Source organism: Halopseudomonas salegens (genome assembly GCF_900105655.1).
GTDB lineage: Bacteria > Pseudomonadota > Gammaproteobacteria > Pseudomonadales > Pseudomonadaceae > Halopseudomonas > Halopseudomonas salegens.
The window spans coordinates 621,163-639,989 of the sequence record NZ_LT629787.1; the positions used below are offsets into that span (position 1 = coordinate 621,163).

The 18,827-nt window shown below is 58.0% G+C and carries 16 protein-coding genes; 13 read left to right on the forward strand and 3 right to left on the reverse strand.

Annotation, left to right across the window (positions count from 1 at the left end):
- Nucleotides 1–65: 65 nt before the first annotated feature.
- Nucleotides 66–1,184, forward strand: a complete 1,119-nt coding sequence (gene proB / locus BLU07_RS02780; protein WP_092383931.1) for a glutamate 5-kinase — start codon at nt 66–68, stop codon at nt 1,182–1,184.
- Between the two features lie 89 nt (nt 1,185–1,273).
- Here the strand turns inward: proB and rpsT are convergent, their stop codons facing one another.
- Complete coding sequence (gene rpsT / locus BLU07_RS02785) at nt 1,274–1,546, reverse strand: 30S ribosomal protein S20 (protein WP_092383933.1); 273 nt, start codon at nt 1,544–1,546, stop codon at nt 1,274–1,276.
- A gap of 195 nt (nt 1,547–1,741) precedes the next feature.
- Between rpsT and murJ the strand changes: the two genes are divergently transcribed.
- The 10 genes from murJ to BLU07_RS02835 all read left to right on the forward strand — a co-directional run bounded on the left by murJ (nt 1,742) and on the right by BLU07_RS02835 (nt 14,194).
- Nucleotides 1,742–3,310 (forward strand): murein biosynthesis integral membrane protein MurJ, encoded by a 1,569-nt coding sequence (gene murJ, locus BLU07_RS02790; protein WP_092383935.1) that lies wholly within the window; start codon nt 1,742–1,744, stop codon nt 3,308–3,310.
- 90 nt (nt 3,311–3,400) lie between these two features.
- Complete coding sequence (gene ribF, locus BLU07_RS02795) at nt 3,401–4,333, forward strand: bifunctional riboflavin kinase/FAD synthetase (protein WP_092383937.1); 933 nt, start codon at nt 3,401–3,403, stop codon at nt 4,331–4,333.
- A gap of 36 nt (nt 4,334–4,369) precedes the next feature.
- Nucleotides 4,370–7,195: an isoleucine--tRNA ligase gene (ileS, locus tag BLU07_RS02800; protein ID WP_092383939.1), complete on the forward strand. Its 2,826-nt coding sequence runs from the start codon at nt 4,370–4,372 to the stop codon at nt 7,193–7,195.
- Nucleotides 7,188–7,685, forward strand: a complete 498-nt coding sequence (lspA, locus tag BLU07_RS02805) for a signal peptidase II (RefSeq protein ID WP_092383941.1) — start codon at nt 7,188–7,190, stop codon at nt 7,683–7,685. The genes ileS and lspA overlap by 8 nt, the downstream gene beginning before the upstream one ends.
- 55 nt (nt 7,686–7,740) lie before the next feature.
- Nucleotides 7,741–8,172, forward strand: a complete 432-nt coding sequence (gene fkpB, locus BLU07_RS02810; protein WP_092383943.1) for an FKBP-type peptidyl-prolyl cis-trans isomerase — start codon at nt 7,741–7,743, stop codon at nt 8,170–8,172.
- A gap of 9 nt (nt 8,173–8,181) precedes the next feature.
- Entirely contained in the window at nt 8,182–9,093 is a 912-nt protein-coding gene (gene xerD, locus BLU07_RS02815) for a site-specific tyrosine recombinase XerD (RefSeq protein WP_092383945.1), read from the forward strand.
- A gap of 49 nt (nt 9,094–9,142) precedes the next feature.
- Nucleotides 9,143–9,877, forward strand: coding sequence for a bifunctional protein-disulfide isomerase/oxidoreductase DsbC (gene dsbC, locus BLU07_RS02820; RefSeq protein WP_157719065.1), 735 nt, complete (start codon nt 9,143–9,145; stop codon nt 9,875–9,877).
- A 45-nt stretch (nt 9,878–9,922) separates the two neighbouring features.
- The gene (locus BLU07_RS02825) at nt 9,923–11,227 is read left to right on the forward strand and encodes a homoserine dehydrogenase (protein WP_092383949.1); all 1,305 of its coding nucleotides are present in this window, start codon (nt 9,923–9,925) and stop codon (nt 11,225–11,227) included.
- 96 nt (nt 11,228–11,323) lie between these two features.
- Entirely contained in the window at nt 11,324–12,733 is a 1,410-nt protein-coding gene (thrC, locus tag BLU07_RS02830) for a threonine synthase (protein WP_092383951.1), read from the forward strand.
- A gap of 171 nt (nt 12,734–12,904) precedes the next feature.
- A complete protein-coding gene (locus BLU07_RS02835) occupies nt 12,905–14,194 on the forward strand; it encodes a pyridoxal phosphate-dependent aminotransferase (RefSeq protein WP_092383953.1) in 1,290 nt (429 codons plus the stop codon).
- Nucleotides 14,195–14,207: 13 nt separating this feature from the next.
- Here the strand turns inward: BLU07_RS02835 and BLU07_RS02840 are convergent, their stop codons facing one another.
- Both BLU07_RS02840 and BLU07_RS02845 read right to left on the reverse strand, forming a co-directional pair.
- The gene (locus BLU07_RS02840; protein WP_092383955.1) at nt 14,208–15,314 is read right to left on the reverse strand and encodes a DUF2855 family protein; all 1,107 of its coding nucleotides are present in this window, start codon (nt 15,312–15,314) and stop codon (nt 14,208–14,210) included.
- Between the two features lie 106 nt (nt 15,315–15,420).
- A complete protein-coding gene (locus tag BLU07_RS02845) occupies nt 15,421–16,335 on the reverse strand; it encodes a DMT family transporter (RefSeq protein ID WP_092383957.1) in 915 nt (304 codons plus the stop codon).
- 96 nt (nt 16,336–16,431) lie between these two features.
- Here BLU07_RS02845 and BLU07_RS02850 point away from each other — a divergent pair, with 96 nt between their 5' ends.
- Both BLU07_RS02850 and mltF read left to right on the forward strand, forming a co-directional pair.
- Nucleotides 16,432–17,388 carry a LysR family transcriptional regulator gene (locus BLU07_RS02850; protein ID WP_092383959.1) on the forward strand — a complete coding sequence of 319 codons (957 nt, stop codon included), beginning with the start codon at nt 16,432–16,434 and terminating at the stop codon, nt 17,386–17,388.
- Nucleotides 17,389–17,455: 67 nt separating this feature from the next.
- Entirely contained in the window at nt 17,456–18,826 is a 1,371-nt protein-coding gene (gene mltF, locus BLU07_RS02855; RefSeq protein WP_092383961.1) for a membrane-bound lytic murein transglycosylase MltF, read from the forward strand.
- The last annotated feature ends 1 nt before the right edge of the window (nt 18,827 follow it).

The window sequence follows — 18,827 nt, forward strand, 5'->3', positions numbered from 1 at the left end:
AATTGCTCTGATGCCCTACAATAGTCGGCCTTAAACCTCTTGTTGTCAGTTATGGAATCATCAGTATGCGTGAAAAGGTAACTAATGCCCGACGCTGGGTCGTCAAGATTGGCAGTGCGTTGCTGACTGGCGACGGACGTGGCCTGGATCAGCATGCCATGCGCATCTGGGTCGAGCAGCTGGTCGCCTTGCGCAACAGTGGGGCCGATCTGGTGCTGGTCTCATCCGGCGCTGTTGCTGCCGGCATGAGCCGGTTGGGCTGGGTCGAACGGCCGAAAACCATTCACGAATTGCAGGCTGCTGCGGCGATCGGCCAGATGGGGCTGGTACAGGCCTGGGAATCCAGTTTTCAGGCGCATGGGTTGGCGACTGCGCAGGTGCTGCTGACACATGATGATCTGTCTGACCGCAAGCGCTACCTGAACGCGCGCAGCACCCTGCGTGCGCTGCTGGATCTGGGAGTGATTCCGGTGGTCAACGAAAACGATACCGTGGTAACCGATGAAATTCGTTTCGGTGACAACGATACCCTGGGTGCCCTGGTAACCAACCTGGTCGAGGCCGACTTGCTGGTGATCCTGACCGACAGGGATGGCTTGTATACCGCTGACCCGGGCCGTGATCCAGATGCCGAGCTGATTGCTGAAGCCATGGCCGATGATGCCCGGCTGGATGCTATGGCTGGTGGGAGTGCCGGTGCGCTGGGGCGTGGAGGCATGCTGACCAAGTTGCGCGCCGCTCGCCTGGCGGCGCGCTCGGGTGCCGGTACGGTCATTGTTGGTGGTCGTATCGAGCGGGTGATTGACCGTCTGCAAGCCGGAGAAGCACTGGGGACTTTGCTGTTGCCGGAAAAAGGTCTGTTGGCTGCACGCAAGCAGTGGTTGGCCGGGCATTTGCAGATTCGCGGCCGTTTGCTGGTGGATGCCGGAGCCGTGCGTGCCCTGACCAGTGGTCGTCGCAGTTTGTTGCCAGTCGGTGTGACTGCGGTGGAAGGCAGCTTCCGCCGTGGTGAGATGGTGGCCTGTGTGGGGCCGGATGGGCGCGAAGTGGCGCGCGGGCTGGTCAATTACGGGATTCAGGATGCCCAGCGAATTATTGGTCAGCCGACAGAAACGATCAGCAGCATTCTTGGTTATATCGATGAACCTGAGCTGGTCCACCGCGACAATCTGGTCCTGCTGTGATTGAGCGGGCTGACTGAACAGGGCGGCCTGTTTCGGCAGACACAAAAAAACCGGCCAGGGCCGGTTTTTTTACGACAACTGCTACAACATCAAGCGGCTTCAGCCAGCGCCTTGATGTGTGCATTCAGGCGGCTCTTGTGGCGAGCGGCCTTGTTTTTGTCGAGAATGCCCTTGTCAGCCATGCGGTCGATGACCGGAACGGCTGCGGTATAGGCAGTCTTGGCTTGCTCGAGATCTTTGGCATCAATCGCCTTGATCACGTTCTTGATATAGGTACGGACCATGGAGCGCAGGCTGGCATTGTGGCTGCGGCGCTTCTCGGCCTGCTTGGCGCGTTTCTTGGCTTGAGGTGAGTTGGCCACCGTCGTGCTCCTCAGAAATACTGAATGAATAAGGGTCTAATAAGGCCGCGTACTATGCCGCCGGGCTTGGCGATTGTCAAGCCCGCTGCACGGTATAAAGCGGCGGATTCCGATTGCCGGTTATCAGGGCGCACAAGGGGTGCCTTGTAGCCCTGCATCGGGCTATTATCGCGGTTTTTGCCACGCGGATAAACCATGACGACAAGCACGCCTCCACCAGCAGCGGAACCCAGGGCACCCGGCCTGCTGCGTTCGGGCATGGTGGTCAGCATCATGACCCTGTTGTCACGGGTGCTGGGCATGGTGCGTGATGTGGTGGTGGCCAATTATTTTGGTTCCAAATCGGAAGCCGATGCCTTTTTTATCGCCTTCAAGATTCCCAATTTCCTGCGCCGGCTGTTCGCCGAGGGGGCCTTTGCCCAGGCCTTTGTGCCGGTGTTGTCGGAATACCGCACCAGGCGCAGCCTGGCCGAGGTCAAGCAGTTGGTCGACCGGGTGGCGGGTACGCTGGGGCTGAGTCTGGTGGCGATTACCGCGATAGGGGTGGCTGGTGCGCCGGTACTGATTACCCTGTTTGCGCCGGGGTTCCATGGCGATGCCTACAAGCTCGGTCTGGCCACCGATATGTTGCGCATCACCTTTCCCTACTTGCTGCTGATTTCGCTGACGGCCTTCTGTGGTTCGATTCTCAACAGCTATGGACGTTTTGCGGTGCCGGCTTTTACTCCGGTGCTACTTAATCTGTGCATGATTGGCGCCACTGTGCTGCTCAGTCCCTGGTTCGAACAGCCAATCATGGCCCTGGCATGGGGCGTATTTGTTGCCGGGGTGGCTCAGTTACTGTTCCAGGTGCCGTTTCTCTGGCGCATCCGGCTATTACCGGTGCCGCGCCCGAATCGGCATGATGAAGGCGTCAAACGCATCATGACCTTGATGGTGCCGGCCCTGTTTGCGGTGTCGGTCAGTCAGATCAATCTGCTGCTGGATACGGTACTGGCGTCCTTTCTGCAGACCGGCAGCATTTCCTGGCTGTATTACGCCGACCGTTTGTCCGAGCTGCCACTGGGGGCCTTCGGTATCGCCATTGGTACGGTGATCCTGCCGGCGCTGTCGCGCCAGCACGCCGGGGCTGATCCCAAGGCCTTTGCCGCTACCCTGGACTGGGCCATCCGTATGGTCCTGCTGATCGGGGTGCCGGCGGCGCTGGCGTTGTTGTTGCTGGCCGAACCCTTGATTGCCACGCTATTCCATTACGGTGCCATGACCGATCGCGATGTGTTGCAAGCGTCCGCTGCCTTGCGTGCCTACGCGGTGGGGGTCATGACCTTTATGCTGATCAAGGTACTGGCACCGGGTTACTTTGCCCGCCAGGATACCAAGACTCCGGTCAAGATCGCCGTTCTCTGCATGATCGCCAATATGGTCCTGAACCTGATCCTGATCTGGCCGCTGGCACACGCCGGTCTGGCGTTGGCGACCTCATTGTCGGCGCTGCTGAACGCCGGCCTGCTCTGGTGGGGGCTGCGCAAATCAGGCGTTTATCTGGCCCAGCCGGGCTGGGGGGTATTCGCTCTGCGTCTGCTGCTGGCCAGTCTGGCCATGGTGCTGGTGGTTTATTGGCTGGCGGCCGATGTCAGTCTATGGCTGCAGTGGGGTTGGCAGCAGCGGGTCGGGCAGATGAGTCTGCTGGTTCTGGCCGGTGCTGCTGCCTATGGCGCAGCTCTGCTGCTGGCTGGCCTGCGTCCGCGCCATCTGCGTAATTGATTCGGTTCCGACGCCGAAAGGCGCTGGTGGCTTGCCCGTCGCCCCATGAGGTATACTGCGGCGCTTCATACATCCATCACGACGAGCATTATGGAACTGGTCCGCGGCCTTCACAATCTGCGGCCCCGGCATCGGGGCTGTGTGGCAACCATCGGCAATTTTGACGGTGTGCATGCCGGCCATCAGGCCATCCTCAAGCGTTTGCGGGCACACTCCCGGCGCTTGGGCCTGCCCGGCTGCGTGGTGATTTTCGAACCACAGCCGCGCGAATATTTTGCCCCGCAGGCAGCTCCTCCGCGTCTGACCCGTCTGCGAGACAAGTTGGCCTTGCTTGAAGCCGAGGGGGTTGATCGCGTGCTCTGCCTGGCTTTCAACCACCGTTTGCGCAGCCTGAGCGCCGACGCTTTTGTCCAGCAGGTATTGCTGGATGGTCTCGGTGTCAAGCATCTGGAAGTGGGTGATGATTTCCGGTTTGGTTGCGATCGCTCGGGGGACTTTGCCTTTTTGCAGGACAGTGGTGCGCGCCATGGTTTCAGTCTTGAGGCGGCAAGTACCGTAGCTGATTGTGGCGAACGCATCAGCAGTAGCCGGGTGCGTCAGGTGCTGGCCGAAGGCGACTTCGAGCAGGCCGAACGGTTATTGGGGCGGCCCTTCAGCATCAGCGGCCGCGTGCTTTACGGCAAACAATTGGGCCGCACACTGGGTGCGCCGACGGCCAATGTGCAGCTCAAGCGCTTGCACGCCCCGTTGAGTGGTGTGTATCGGGTCAGCGCGGTGATCGATGGCAGTGGTGAGGCACTGAAGGGCGTCGCCAACATCGGTCGTCGCCCAAGCGTGGGTGACGACGGCCAGGCCCACCTGGAAGTTCACCTGTTTGATTTCAGCGGTGATCTTTACGGCCACCGACTGACTGTCTTTTTTCATGAGAAATTGCGTGACGAGCAGCACTTTGATTCGCTGGATGCCTTGAAGAAAGGGATCCAGAATGATTTTGCCAAAGCCCGCGCCCAGTGGGGCATTTAACTTACTTTTGCGTATTCACGTCTGGACTCAATCGATATGACCGATTACAAAGCGACACTGAATCTGCCAGCAACCGACTTTCCGATGAAGGCCGGTCTGCCAACGCGCGAGCCCGCTACCCTGCAGCGCCTGGATGGCCTGTATCAGCGAATTCGCGACGTCAGTCAGGGCCGCCCGCAATTTATTCTGCACGATGGCCCGCCCTACGCCAACGGCAGCATTCATATCGGTCATGCGGTCAACAAGATCATCAAGGATATGATCATTCGCTCCAAGACCCTGTCTGGCTTTGACGCGCCGTACGTGCCCGGCTGGGACTGCCATGGCCTGCCGATCGAACACAAGATCGAGACCACCCATGGCAAGCACCTGGAACCGGCCAGAACGCGGGAATTGAGTCGCAGTTATGCCGGCGAGCAGGTCGAGGGTCAGAAGGCGGACTTTATCCGCCTCGGCGTCCTGGGTGACTGGGACAGGCCCTACCGCACCATGGATTTCAGCAATGAAGCGGGAGAAATTCGCGCGCTGGGCAAGATGGTCGAGAAGGGTGTGGTGTTCAAGGGCCTGAAGCCGGTCAACTGGTGTTTCGACTGTGGTTCGGCGCTGGCCGAGGCGGAAGTCGAGTACGCCGACAAGCAGTCGCCGACCATTGATGTCGGCTTTTTCTGTGCCGAGCCGGAGAAGCTGGCGACTGCCTTTGGTCTGGATGCGCTGAGCAAGCCGACCCAGGCGGTGATCTGGACCACCACCCCGTGGACCATCCCGGCCAACCAGGCGCTGAATTTTCACCCGGAATTCGACTACGCGCTGGTGGATGTCGGTGATCGGGTGTTGCTGCTGGCTGAAGAGCTGGTGGACAGCTGCCTGCAGCGCTACGGTCGTGAAGGTCAGGTGTTGGCCACCACGACTGGCGATCAGCTGGAATGGATCAATTTCCGCCATCCTTTCTACGATCGCCTGTCACCGGTCTACCTGGCCGATTACGTCGAGCTGGGTGCCGGCACTGGTATCGTGCATTCGGCTCCTGCCTATGGTGAAGACGACTTTTACACCTGCAAGCGCTATGGCATGCACAACGACGAGATTCTCAATCCGGTGCAGGGCAATGGCGTCTATGCCGAGTCGCTGGAATTTTTCGGCGGCCAGTTCATCTGGAAGGCCAACCCCAACGTGGTAGCCAAACTGGATGAAGTCGACTGTCTGCTGGCACACGAACAGGTCAGCCACAGTTACATGCATTGCTGGCGGCACAAGACCCCAGTGATCTACCGCGCCACGGCGCAATGGTTTGTTGGTATGGATGTGCCGGTAGCCGGTGGCGAGACCTTGCGTGAGCGCGCGCTGAAGGCCATCGAAGACACCCACTTCGTACCCGACTGGGGCAAGCAACGTTTGCACAACATGATTGCCGGTCGCCCGGACTGGTGTATCTCGCGCCAGCGTAACTGGGGTGTGCCCATCCCGTTCTTCCTGCACAAGGAGAGTGGTGATCTGCACCCGCGCACCCTGGAGCTGCTCGAGCAGGTAGCGCAGAAAGTCGAGCAGCAGGGCATTGATGCCTGGTTCCAGCTGGATGCCGCCGGGCTGCTGGGTGACGAAGCGGCTGACTACGACAAGATCAGCGATACCCTGGATGTCTGGTTTGATTCCGGTACGACCCACTGGCACGTCATGCGTGGTTCACACCCGATGGGGCATGCCCAGGGTCCCTTGGCGGATCTGTATCTGGAAGGCTCTGACCAGCACCGCGGCTGGTTCCATTCGTCCTTGCTGACCGGTGCCGCGATCGACGGTCACGCGCCCTACAAGGGGCTGCTGACGCACGGTTTTGTGGTGGATGAAAATGGCCGCAAAATGTCCAAGTCGCTGGGCAATGTGATTGCTCCGCAGCAGGTTACCGACAGTCTGGGCGCCGACATTCTGCGCCTGTGGGTCGCCTCGTCGGATTATTCCGGTGAGATGGCGGTGTCCCAGCAGATTCTGCAGCGCAGTGCCGATGCTTACCGACGCATCCGCAATACCGCACGCTTCCTGCTCTCCAACCTGAACGGCTTTGACCCCAAAGAGCACTTGTTGCCGGCCGAGCAGATGCTGGATCTCGACCGCTGGGCCGTGGATTACACCTTGCGCCTGCAGCAGGAGATCAGCGAGGCTTACGACAGCTACCGGTTCTGGAACGTGTACCAGAAGATCCACAACTTCTGCGTGCAGGAGCTGGGTGGCTTCTATCTGGACATCATCAAGGATCGCCAGTACACCACCCAGGCCGATAGCGTCGCCCGCCGCTCCTGCCAGAGTGCGCTCTATCATATCGCCGAGGCGCTGGTGCGCTGGATTGCACCGATTCTGTCGTTTACTGCCGAAGAACTGTGGCAGTATCTGCCGGGTGAGCGTGACGAGTCGGTCATGTTGACCACCTGGTATCAGGGCCTGCATGCCCTGCCGGCAGATGCTGAACTCGGCCGGGATTTCTGGGATCAGGTGATTGCGGTAAAAACTGCCGTCAACAAGGAGCTGGAGAACCAGCGCAACGCCAAAGTGATTCGCGGCAATCTGCAAGCCGAGCTGGTGCTATTTGTGGATAGCGATTTGCAGGCGACCCTGGAGCGACTCGGCGATGAGCTGCGCTTTGTGCTGATTACCTCGGAGGCCACGCTGGCTCCCCTGGCCTCGGCACCAGCCGATGCGGTGACGACAGAACTGAATGGGCTCAAACTGCAGGTGATGAAATCCGGGCACACCAAGTGTGAACGCTGCTGGCATTTCCGTGCCGATGTCGGCAGCCATGCCGGCCATGAAACCATCTGTGGCCGCTGCGTGGACAACATCGAGGGTGCCGGTGAGGTACGCCGACATGCCTGAGGCGCTGCGTAGCCTAGCCTGGTTGTGGCTGTCTGCCGGCATTCTGGTGCTGGACCTGCTGACCAAGTGGCTGGCCGAAGCCTACTTGCTGCCTTACCAGCAGGTGCCGCTGATTGACGGTCTGTTCAGTCTGATGCTGGCTTACAACCCGGGTGCAGCTTTCAGTTTTCTGGCTGGTGCCGGGGGCTGGCAGCGCTGGTTTTTTTCCGCTGTAGCGGTGGTGGTCAGCATTGTACTGGTGATCTGGTTGGCCCGCCTGAGTCGAGACAAATGGGTTGAATCAATGGGGCTGGCCCTGATTCTCGGCGGTGCGCTGGGTAATTTGTATGATCGTGTTGTGCACGGTCAGGTGGTGGACTTCATTCTGGTACATTGGCAGCAAGACTGGTTTTTTCCGGCGTTCAATATTGCAGACAGCGCAATTACCGTCGGTGCCATTCTGTTGATTGCCGATATGTTCTGGCCACGCAAGGCTGCCAATACGGCATGATCCATCCGCCACGCGGTGCGTGGCCACTGTTCCACTCATTTGTCAGGTCCCGCGCATGAGCGAAAATCGCATCAATCAAGACAGTCAGGTTACCCTGCATTTCACCCTGAAGTTGCCCGATGGCGAGGTGGTCGACAGCACTCTGAACAAGCAGCCAGCCAGCTTCAAGGTCGGTGATGGCAGTCTGTTGCCTGGCTTCGAGCAAGCGCTTTATGGCCTCAAATCAGGTGACAAGCGCAGTTTCGAGATTGATCCGGAGCAGGGGTTCGGTCCCGGTAATCCGCAGAATATCCAGGTGATGCCGCGCGACAGTTTCAATGAGATGGAGCTGGAAACCGGTCTGCTGGTGATTTTCCAGGATGCCGCTGGCGGTGAGCTGCCGGGTCTGGTGAAGACAATTCACGACACCACGGTCGAGGTGGATTTCAATCATCCGCTGGCTGGCAAGGTAGTGACCTTTGAGGTCGAGATTATTGCCGTTGCCTGAGGCGCACCCATGCCAGCCACAACGCTACCTGTCAGTGAAATCGACCTGATCAGTCGTTATGTTGATTTGCTCTGGCTGGAAAAAGGCTTGTCTGCCCACAGCCTTGACGCTTATCGCAGTGACCTGAGCAAGTATGCGGGATATCTGGCAGCCCATGACAGTCACCTGCTGGCCGGCCGGCGGGAAGATTTGCTGACCTATTTGCAATGGCGTTTGCAGCAAGGTGTCAGTGCGCGTTCCACGGCGCGTGCCTTGTCGTGTTTGCGCGGCTTCTATCGTTATGCGCTACGTGAGGCGCTGATTATTGAAGACCCCTGCCGTGATGTGGCTATGCCGCAATTGGGGCGGGCCTTGCCGAAAGCACTCAGCGAGGCGGAGGTTGAGGCTTTATTGGCGGCCCCCAATTGTGATGATGCGCTGGGACTGCGTGATCGGTGCATGCTGGAAGTGCTGTACGCCTGTGGCCTGAGGGTCAGTGAGTTGGTTGGCTTGCGTCTGGATCAGCTGAATCTGCGTCAGGGGGTGGTCAGGGTTACCGGCAAAGGCAATAAAGAGCGACTGGTGCCATTGGGTGACGAAGCCCTTGATTGGCTGGCCCGGTATCTCCAGCATGCGCGTGACAGCCTGCTGGCCGGGTCGGGCGATGATATTGTCTTTCCGAGTCGACGCGGACAGCCGATGACAAGGCAAGCCTTTTGGCATCGGATCAAGCAGCATGCCAGTCATGCCGGAATCCTCAGTCCGCTTTCACCGCATACCTTGCGGCATGCCTTTGCCACCCATTTGATCAATCACGGGGCTGATTTGCGGGTGGTTCAGTTGCTATTGGGGCACAGCGACCTGTCTACCACACAGATCTATACCCATATCGCGCGTTTGCGCTTGCGCGAGTTGCATGCCAGCCATCATCCGCGTGGATGATGGTGCCGGCTTTCGTGTTAGACTCGGTCATCTTTCGGAGGAGTTTGCCATGCGTATTTCTACCCTGCTGGTCGCTTTGCTGAGTCTGGTATTCAGTAATGCCCAGGCGGATGTTGAAGAGGATATTACCAACAAACTTGGTCAGATAGCCCCAGATATGAGGGTATCCGAGATCAGCCCGGCGCCGATTGCCGGCTTGTATCAGGTGCTGCTGGAAGGGGGGGGAGTGCTCTATGTGAGTGCTGATGCGGGTCACCTGATCCAGGGGACCCTGTTTGACATCAGCGGCAACCAGCCCAGAAACCTGACTGCAGAGGCCGAGGCGGTGATTAACACGCAGGCCCTGGAAGCCCTGGATCAGGATCAGTTGGTGATTTTTGCGCCACAGGAACCCAAGACGCATGTGACCATTTTTACCGATGTTGATTGTGGTTACTGTCGCAAGCTGCATGAAGAAATTGACGAGCTGCAGGCACTGGGTATTGAAGTGCGATACGCTGCTTTTGTTCGCGCCGGGCTCGCGTCGCAAACGGCGGAGACCATGGAGTCCGTGTGGTGTGCCGATGATCGCCAGCAAGCCATGACCAAAGCCAAACGTGGCGAAGCCATCCCGATGGCTGAGTGCGACAACCCGCTGCAAGAACAGCTGGAGTTGGGCAAGCGATTGGGTGTGCGGGGGACGCCGGCTATTTTCTTCGCCAACGGCATCATGTTGCCGGGTTACAAGCCAGCCGAGACATTGGCAGCCGAAGCCATGGCGAATCAGGCGACGGCCGAAGAGTAAGCTAATAATCAAGACGATCAGCAGACGAACGTGGGGAGTCATTGCTTGAAACCGGTTAACGTAGGAATTTGTGGTCTGGGCACCGTCGGTGGCGGTACCTTCAACGTATTGCAACGCAACGCAGCAGAAATTGCTCGCCGTGCCGGGCGTGGAATTGAAGTCGGTCATATTGCTTCGCGGCATATCAACCCGGCCTGTGATGTGGGTGATACCCCGGTAACGGATGATGTGTTTGCTGTGGTCAACAACCCGGATATCGATATCATCGTCGAGTTGATTGGTGGTTATACCGTGGCCAGGGAAGTAGTCATGCAGGCTATCGCCAATGGCAAGCACGTGGTTACTGCCAACAAGGCGCTGATTGCTGTGCATGGCAATGAGATTTTTCAGGCAGCCAGTGACAAGGGCGTAATGGTGGCCTTTGAAGCCTCGGTTGCCGGTGGTATCCCCATCATCAAGGCAATCCGTGAAGGTCTGGCGGCCAATCAGATCGACTGGGTCGCGGGTATCATCAATGGTACGGGCAACTTCATTCTGACCGAAATGCGCGAGAAGGGCCGTACCTTTGATGACGTGTTGGCTGAAGCGCAGGCACTGGGCTACGCCGAAGCCGATCCAACCTTTGATGTTGAAGGTACCGATGCCGCGCACAAGCTGACCATTCTGGCCTCGATTGCCTTCGGTATTCCCTTGCAGTTCGACAAGGCGTATACCGAAGGCATTACCCGACTGACGACTGCTGACGTGAACTACGCCGAAACACTGGGTTATCGCATCAAGCATCTGGGTATTGCCCGGCGCACCGAGCAAGGTGTCGAGCTGCGCGTTCACCCGACGCTGATTCCGGCTGACCGCTTGCTGGCCAATGTGAACGGCGTGATGAACGCGGTCATGGTACAGGGCGATGCTGTCGGTCCGACGCTGTATTACGGTGCCGGCGCTGGTGCCGAGCCCACAGCGTCGGCGGTAGTGGCTGATATCTGTGATGTCGTGCGCACCCTGACCAGTGATCCGAACAACCGCGTACCGCACCTGGCATTCCAGGCCAATGCACTGTCGGATCATCCGGTATTGCCGGTCGATGAAGTGGATACTGCCTACTACCTGCGCTTGCAGGCACAGGATCAGCCGGGTGTACTGGCCAAGGTGGCGACCATTCTGTCCGAGCGGGGCATCAACATTGAGTCGATCATGCAAATGGAAGCAGAAGCCCAGGGTGGCCTGGTGCCGATGATTCTGTTGACGCACCGGGTCAAGGAAGCCTCGATGAATGTGGCGATCGCCGACATTGAAGATCTGGAAGATATTGCCGGACCCATCATGCGGATCCGGGTTGAACAACTCAATTAACATCAGCTGCAAGCCGCAAGGGCAAGTTTCAAGCCGGTCTATGGCCGCTTGCAGCTTGCAGCTTGCGACTTGAAGCTCAAACCGAAGGTTTGAGACATGCGTTATATCAGCACCCGTGGCCAGGCTCCGGCCCTGAATTTTGAAGATGTATTGCTGGCTGGTCTGGCCAGTGACGGTGGCCTCTATGTGCCGGAAAACCTGCCGCGTTTTACCCAGGAAGAGATTGCCTCCTGGGCCGGCTTGCCCTATCACGAGCTGGCCTTCAAGGTCATGCGCCCCTTTGTCACCGACTCCATCAGTGATGCCGATTTTCAGGCCATCCTCAAAGATACCTATGGCGTTTTTGCCCATCAGGCAGTAGCACCACTGCGTCAGTTGGACGGCAATGAATGGGTGCTGGAGCTCTTCCATGGCCCGACCCTGGCATTCAAGGACTTTGCCTTGCAGCTGCTGGGACGCTTGCTGGATCATTTCCTGCTCAAGCGCGGTGAGCGGGTGGTGATCATGGGGGCCACATCGGGTGATACCGGCTCGGCAGCCATCGAAGGCTGCAAGCATTGCGAAAACGTGGATATTTTCATTCTGCACCCGCACAACCGTGTGTCCGAAGTCCAGCGTCGGCAGATGACCACCATCCTCGGTGACAACATCCACAATATCGCCATCGATGGCAACTTCGATGACTGCCAGGAAATGGTCAAGGCCAGCTTTGCCGATCAGGGTTTCCTCAAGGGTACTCGCCTGGTCGCAGTCAACTCGATCAACTGGGCGCGCATCATGGCGCAGATCGTCTATTATTTTCATGCGGCCCTGCAGCTGGGTGGTCCGGCGCGGTCCATGGCGTTCTCGGTACCGACCGGCAACTTTGGCGACATCTTTGCCGGCTATCTGGCGCGCAATATGGGGCTGCCGATCAGTCAACTGGTTGTTGCCACCAACCGCAATGACATCCTGCACCGCTTCATGAGTGGCAACCAGTATGACAAGGACACGCTGCATCCGTCCCTGTCGCCCTCGATGGATATCATGGTGTCGTCCAACTTCGAGCGTTTGCTGTTTGATATGCATGGGCGCAATGGAGCCGTCGTGGCCGAGCTGATGGCGACCTTCAAGCAGACCGGCAAACTCAGTGTTGAGGATGAGCGCTGGACCGAAACGCGCAAACTCTTTGATTCACTGGCTGTCGATGATGATGCAACGTGCAGCACTATCGCTGAAGTCTTCCGTGATACCGGCGAGTTGCTCGATCCGCATACGGCTATCGGTGTGCGTGCTGCCCGTGAGTGTCGACGCAGCCCGAGTATTCCGATGATTACCCTCGGGACCGCCCATCCGGTCAAGTTTCCTGATGCCGTGCGTCAGGCTGCGGTTGGTGAAGAGCCAGCACTTCCGGCGCACCTGAGCGATCTGTTCGAGCGTCAGGAGAAATTTACCGTGCTGGATAATGAACTCCCGGCAGTGCAGGCATTCGTTGCCAAGCATGGTAATCGCGGCAAACCGCTGTAAGTCTTCAAAGGTCTTGCGTTAGCGTCCTGCGGTCGCGGTATGTCGTGACCGCAGGACTCTGTGTCAATGCACATATCCCTGCCCAACATCGCCCACCCCGGCATTCCAGAAAAGCCTGATCCCGTCGACTGGCCTATACTCGCGTCATCAACTCATTACCAGCGGGGCTCTATGGATCAGCAGCATTTCGCCATCAATCTCAATGTCCGTGGTATTCAGCCGTCGGCTACCCTGCGTATCAACGAGCTGAGCAATCAGCTACGCAGTGAAGGCCGCGACATCATCAAGCTCGGTTTGGGGCAGTCGCCTTTCCCGGTGCCCGAGCGCGTGGTCGATGCGCTAAAAACCCATGCCCATGAAAAGGATTACTTGCCGGTCAAAGGGCTCAAGGCATTGCGCGAGGCCATTGCCGGTTACATCAACCGCAGTGAGCGTATGCGTTGTGGCTGGGAAGATGTGCTCATCGGGCCCGGTTCCAAGGAGTTACTGTTCATCCTGCAACTGGCCTATTACGGCGATTTGCTGATTCCGCGTCCCAGCTGGGTGTCCTACGCGCCACAAGCACGGATTATCGGGCGCTCGGTGCATTGGCTGCCCACCCATGCTGACAACAACTGGCAACTGACAGCCGAAGAGCTGGATATCATTTGTCGCGATGATCCAACGCGGCCGCGCATCCTGATCCTGAATTACCCGTCGAACCCAACGGGCTGTACCTATACCGATGACCAGTTGTTGGCTCTTGCCCATGTGGCGCGCAAGTACCGGATTATTCTGCTCTCCGACGAAATCTACGGTGAAGTGCACTTTGCCGGCCAGCACAAGTCGATTGCCCGCTACTACCCCGAAGGCACCATTATCAGTACCGGTCTGAGCAAGTGGGCCGGGGCGGGAGGCTGGCGCCTGGGAACCTTTATCTTCCCGCCGCAACTACGTGCCTTGCAGGATGCCATGGCGATCATTGCCAGCGAAACCTTTACGGCCACCAGTGCGCCCATTCAGTACGCCGCGGTAGCGGCTTTTGACGGCGGCAGTGATATTGATGATTACCTGCTGCATTCGCGACGGGTGCTCAAGGTGATCGGAGAGTATCTGCACAGTCGCCTGATTGCCATGAATATTGAGGTGCAAAAGCCGGAGGGTGGTTTTTATCTGCTGCCGGATTTCGCAGCCTACCGCAGTGTGCTGGAAAAAGCGGATATCAAGACCAGTGCCTCGCTGTGTACGCGTTTGCTCGAGTCGACCGGTATCGCCATATTGCCCGGCAGTGATTTTGGCTTTAGCCCGGATCAGTTATTCGCCCGTCTGGCTTTCGTCGATTTTGATGGTGCTGCGGCATTGGCGCTGAGCGCAGAGGAGTACGCCGGGCGCGATCTGGATGAGGCTTTTGTGGCCAATGCTTGCCCACGGCTGACAAGAGCCATGGACAAACTGCAAGACTGGCTGAGCCGAGTGGGCTGAGCCGGGCTCTGGCTCATAGCTGCATGATCAGACCCTGTTGCGGATTGACGCGGCCAGCCAGGGTGTCCTGGTAGGCAGCGGCGATTGCTTCGGTGCCGGTGACCGTCTTGATCTCCATCCATTGCTCGACGGAGTGCACCAGGGGCGACCAGAGTGCGGCAAATTGCTGCATCAGCACGCCATTACCGGACTCCTTGGCCCGCTGCGCCCAGTAACCGGGGGCGAAGAAGACCTCGGGGGCTGGCCCCGGCAATTCCTTGCTGCCGCCACGCTGATCCCAGTGTGCCGCACCCACCAGTGAGCTGAAGTACAGGTTGTCGGCAAACTGTTGGTGGATCCTGCCCAGCACATCGCTGTTGCCGGCAAAGTCGACCACCACACTACGGCGCTGCGGATCCATCTGCTCGATCTCGTCATAGCCCACTACGTCATCGTAATACCCCAGCCCAGCGACAAAGTCGCGGTTGCCCGCCGAGGTCAACCCGACAATGCGTTGCGGCTTGTCGCGCTTGCCTTTCTGGTGGTGCAGCATAAAGGCCAGGCCCAGTGCGGTCTTGCTCGAGGCGCTGGTCAGGAGGATGTCATCGGCGTCGAAAAAGTCTTTGGCCGCCAGAAAGTCATCCAACAGGAAAGAGGTGATCAGCAGCGGGCGCAGCAGCATTTGCAGGGCTTCATGCTCGCGGCGGTAGGCCGGGTCGTTGGCGGTGAACTGATACTGGTTATAGGCCAGCGCCAAATGACTGCGATGCTCACTGATATCGACAAAGCTGCTGTCGGTAATCTGGCCTGGCTGGACTCTGAGCTGTTTGCTCATTGGCAGATAACCATAGACGCGGGTACCCACCTTGATCTCAGGGTGCCGCGATGCCGTCACATCGGCAAAGCCCCAGACCGGAATTTGCCCCCAGGGTGCCGGTGCTGGAAAGAAGTCCCAGTATTGAAAGCGCTTGCCCAGGGCTGCGTAAGTGATGTTGTTGGCGGTAAAGGAAAAGCGGTCCACTGCCAGCAAGGCCTCACCATCAGCCAGATCGGCTGCTGTCAGCAGGGGTTGCTCCAGCAGGTCGGTCTGTTGGATATCATCCTTATGGACTACAAAAACGGGATTGTTGTGCGCGCTCATGCCAAGGCTCCGAAACGGGTTTGCGTTCAGTCTAGCCTGCCGCACAAAGCAGCGTTGGTCTGCCTGCAATCAGCCGACAAATGCCATGTGATAACGCTTGCCGAGATCAGCTTGATGCGGACTGTTTGCGTACCGGGTGATAGCGGGTATCCGACAGGTGATGATTGGCGATGCGTACGCGTTTGCGGTGTTGCAAGCCAATCAGAATCAGTGGCAATACGATCATCAGGCTACCTGAGAGGAACCACAGATCCGGCACCTCGGCGAACCAGATCCAGCCTATCGCCACCGCCCACAACAGCCCGGTATATTCGGCGCTGGTAATCTGATTGGCGTCTACCTGACGATACGCCAGTAGCACGCTGATATTGTAGCCGAGGATAAATATCGCCGAGCCCAGGGCGCTGAACAAAACTCCCCAGCTCCATTGCGCGCCTTCCCAAAGCATCAATGCCGCGCACAGGGGCAGTATCATCAAATAATTCAGCACCAACTTGTGCACCGTTGACTGCTGCGCTGGCAGGCGACGAACCAGGACGGCGTTGATGGCCAGTGTCAGCGCAGTAGCCAGAGCGGCCAGTGCAGCCCAGGAAAAATCGACCGGCCGCAAAATGACCAGAATGCCGGCAAAACCGCTGAATACAGCAAGCAGGCTGAGTCCGGTCAAACGCTCTTTGAAGAACACGACAGACAGCAACATGACGATGATAGGAGCAGCATAGAACACCGCGTTGGCCGTTGCCAAAGGCAGATTGAGCAAGGCATATACCATGCACAGCATACCGATCAGATGCAGGTGCGCTCGGGAAAAGTGCAAGCTGGCTCCGGCGAACAAGTGCTTGCGATCAATGTGCCGGTAGAAGGGCAACAGCACGACCAGAGTGATCAGGCTGCGCAGGAAGACAAACTGAAAAATGGGTGCATCGGCTTCCAGTAGCTTGATCATTACATCGGAAACAAGTGCCAGTGCATTGCCAATGACCAACAAAAAAATAGCACTGTTGACCGTTTTTCCGGACATGATTCGACTCGCGACAATGGAACAGCTGGCGAGTGTAAAAGACTTTGAGTATTCGATAAAATGATGTTTATTTCTTAACTATTAGAAAATTAGATAATGAAATTGCCACCCCTGAAAGCCTTGCCCGTATTTGCCGCAGTAGCTCGTTGCAACAGCTTTTCGCGTGCCGCAGAAGAGCTGTCGGTAACCCAGAGTGCAGTCAGTCATCAGATCAAGCAGCTGGAAAACTATCTGGGAGAGTCACTGTTCGTTCGTACCGGTCGATACCTTCAGTTGACCGAGCAGGGAAGGCAGTATGCCGAAGCGATCGGCGCTGCTCTGCGTCAGATCGAGCAGGCCAGTGAACAACTGCGTGGACATGAGCGGGCACAAATTCGCCTCTCGGTATTCAGTTCCTTTGCCGTGCGCTGGTTGGTACCCCGCTTGCCTGACTTGCAGCAGGCCTATCCGCAACTGGATCTGGCGCTGGAGATGAGCAGCGAGATACCGGAATTGTCCGACCGGGTAGCAGATTGCTTTATCACCGTCCGGCCGGACTCCACGGCCTACAGTTACGACTTGCTGTATACCGAGCGCCTTTTCCCGGTTTGCAGCCAGCGTCTTTGGCAGCAGATATGCCAGCGAGTCGGGCTGGATCCGTTGTCGGCACATGCCGACAGCAATCAGTTGACCGCGCATGAATTGGCCGGCTTCCCGCTACTCTCTACACACAGTATCTATAATCGCGCAGCGGGAGACTGGCAGGCCTGGTTTGCCGCTGCCGGGCTGGTAATTCCGGCCGCTACCCGGCTGCAGCACTTCAGTCATATGCTGCTGGCACTGGAAGCTGCGCGTTACCATCAGGGTATCGCCCTGACCAACGATTACATGCTCAGTACACGAGCTGATTCAGCGGATTTTGTGCGTTTGCCGGCACACTTTGTGGTAACCGGCGATGTCTTCTATTTCGCCTGGAAGAGCAGTCGGAGACAGGAAGCGGGTATTCAATTGCTGCGTCGCTGGCTCAGCAAGGAAACTATCGAGTCAGGCTTGCGCAGTCATGCGATGACATGACTTCGCTTTGCAGTGGGCATAATCAGTGTGCTATCACTGGAGGCAAGCCCATAACAGCGAGACTGATATGCCAAGACTTTGCCTGCCGATTATTCTGTTGTTCCTGCTGCCCGGCTTGAATGCCTGCTCGGACTCGACGGCCCCGGCATTGGAGTCCCCAGGTGATTCAGGCATCCTCAAGGTCGTCAGCCGAAACAGCTCCACCACTTATTATCTGGACCGGCATGAACAGGCGATTGGCCCGGAATATCAGTTGGTGACTGACTTTGCTGCGGCGCAGGGATGGGACGTTGAGTGGACGCTGGTTGATTCTACTGCCGCCGTTCTGGCTACCCTCGAGGAAGGCCGAGTGCATCTGGCTGCCGCCGGCCTGACGCATTTGCCGGAACGTGACGAGCGTTTCCATCCCGGTGCGGTCCATACCCGGGTCAGCGAACAGCTGGTCTGCTCGCGCAGCTTGCGGCAGTTGCCGGACAGTCCGGCAGATATGGTCGGTCTGACAATACGGGTAACGGCAGAATCCAGTTACATTCAGACCCTGACTCGGCTGCAGGAAGCCGAGCCTGCCATGGAATTCGAAGCGGACAACGAGCGGACTACCGAAGTTCTGCTGGCGGACGTGGCCAGTGGCGAGGTGGATTGCACGGTAGCTGACTCCAATATCGTGCAGGTCATGCGCAGGCAGTTTCCGGCGCTGAGCATTGCCATGGACTTGCGCGAAGGTGAACAGCTGGGCTGGTATACCGCTCGCGGTCAGCGAAGCCTGGCTCGCCAGAGCCGTCGCTGGATCGACTCCGGTGACGGAGAGTTATCGGTAACCTTGATGCAGCAGCGTTACTACAACTACATCGGCGATTTTGATTTTGTCGACTTCCGGGCCCTGAATCGCCGGATTGCCGATCGACTGCCGCGGTATATGGATGTGTTTGTCAGTGCTGAAGAGCAGACCGGTATGCCGGCTGATCTGTTGGCTGCACTGGCATATCAGGAGTCGCACTGGGACCCTCAGGCGGTATCACCAACGGGCGTGCGCGGGATCATGATGTTGACGCAAAACACTGCCAGTGATGTAGGGGTCAGTAACCGCCTCGACCCTGAGCAATCAATCTTCGGGGGCGCGCGTTATCTGGCTGATCGACATGCTCGCTTGCCGGAGGATATCCCCGAGCCGGATCGTACCTTCCTGGCCCTGGCCAGCTACAACATTGGTCGCGGGCACCTGCTGGATGCACGCCAACTCGCCCGCGAGCTGGGCAAGGACCCTGACTCCTGGGTTGACATGCGACAAGTGCTGCCGCTCAAAGCTGACAAACGCTACTATCCTGATACCCGTTACGGCTATGCACGGGGTTATGAGCCGGTCCACTATGTGCAGCGCATCCGCAATTATCGTGATGTGATTGCTCCGGCTTTTACGGTATACACTCAGGCTGATTGAA

What these genes read in the sequence shown, in the direction of transcription:
- BLU07_RS02850 (WP_092383959.1), top strand. Translation starts at nt 16,432, where the DNA reads ATGAAATTGCCACCCCTGAAAGCCTTGCCCGTATTTGCCGCAGTAGCT.
- BLU07_RS02845 (WP_092383957.1), bottom strand. Translation starts at nt 16,335, where the DNA reads ATGTCCGGAAAAACGGTCAACAGTGCTATTTTTTTGTTGGTCATTGGC.
- fkpB (WP_092383943.1), top strand. Translation starts at nt 7,741, where the DNA reads ATGAGCGAAAATCGCATCAATCAAGACAGTCAGGTTACCCTGCATTTC.
- mltF (WP_092383961.1), top strand. Translation starts at nt 17,456, where the DNA reads ATGCCAAGACTTTGCCTGCCGATTATTCTGTTGTTCCTGCTGCCCGGC.
- xerD (WP_092383945.1), top strand. Translation starts at nt 8,182, where the DNA reads ATGCCAGCCACAACGCTACCTGTCAGTGAAATCGACCTGATCAGTCGT.
- proB (WP_092383931.1), top strand. Translation starts at nt 66, where the DNA reads ATGCGTGAAAAGGTAACTAATGCCCGACGCTGGGTCGTCAAGATTGGC.
- lspA (WP_092383941.1), top strand. Translation starts at nt 7,188, where the DNA reads ATGCCTGAGGCGCTGCGTAGCCTAGCCTGGTTGTGGCTGTCTGCCGGC.
- murJ (WP_092383935.1), top strand. Translation starts at nt 1,742, where the DNA reads ATGACGACAAGCACGCCTCCACCAGCAGCGGAACCCAGGGCACCCGGC.
- ribF (WP_092383937.1), top strand. Translation starts at nt 3,401, where the DNA reads ATGGAACTGGTCCGCGGCCTTCACAATCTGCGGCCCCGGCATCGGGGC.
- ileS (WP_092383939.1), top strand. Translation starts at nt 4,370, where the DNA reads ATGACCGATTACAAAGCGACACTGAATCTGCCAGCAACCGACTTTCCG.
- dsbC (WP_157719065.1), top strand. Translation starts at nt 9,143, where the DNA reads ATGCGTATTTCTACCCTGCTGGTCGCTTTGCTGAGTCTGGTATTCAGT.
- thrC (WP_092383951.1), top strand. Translation starts at nt 11,324, where the DNA reads ATGCGTTATATCAGCACCCGTGGCCAGGCTCCGGCCCTGAATTTTGAA.
- BLU07_RS02840 (WP_092383955.1), bottom strand. Translation starts at nt 15,314, where the DNA reads ATGAGCGCGCACAACAATCCCGTTTTTGTAGTCCATAAGGATGATATC.
- BLU07_RS02835 (WP_092383953.1), top strand. Translation starts at nt 12,905, where the DNA reads ATGGATCAGCAGCATTTCGCCATCAATCTCAATGTCCGTGGTATTCAG.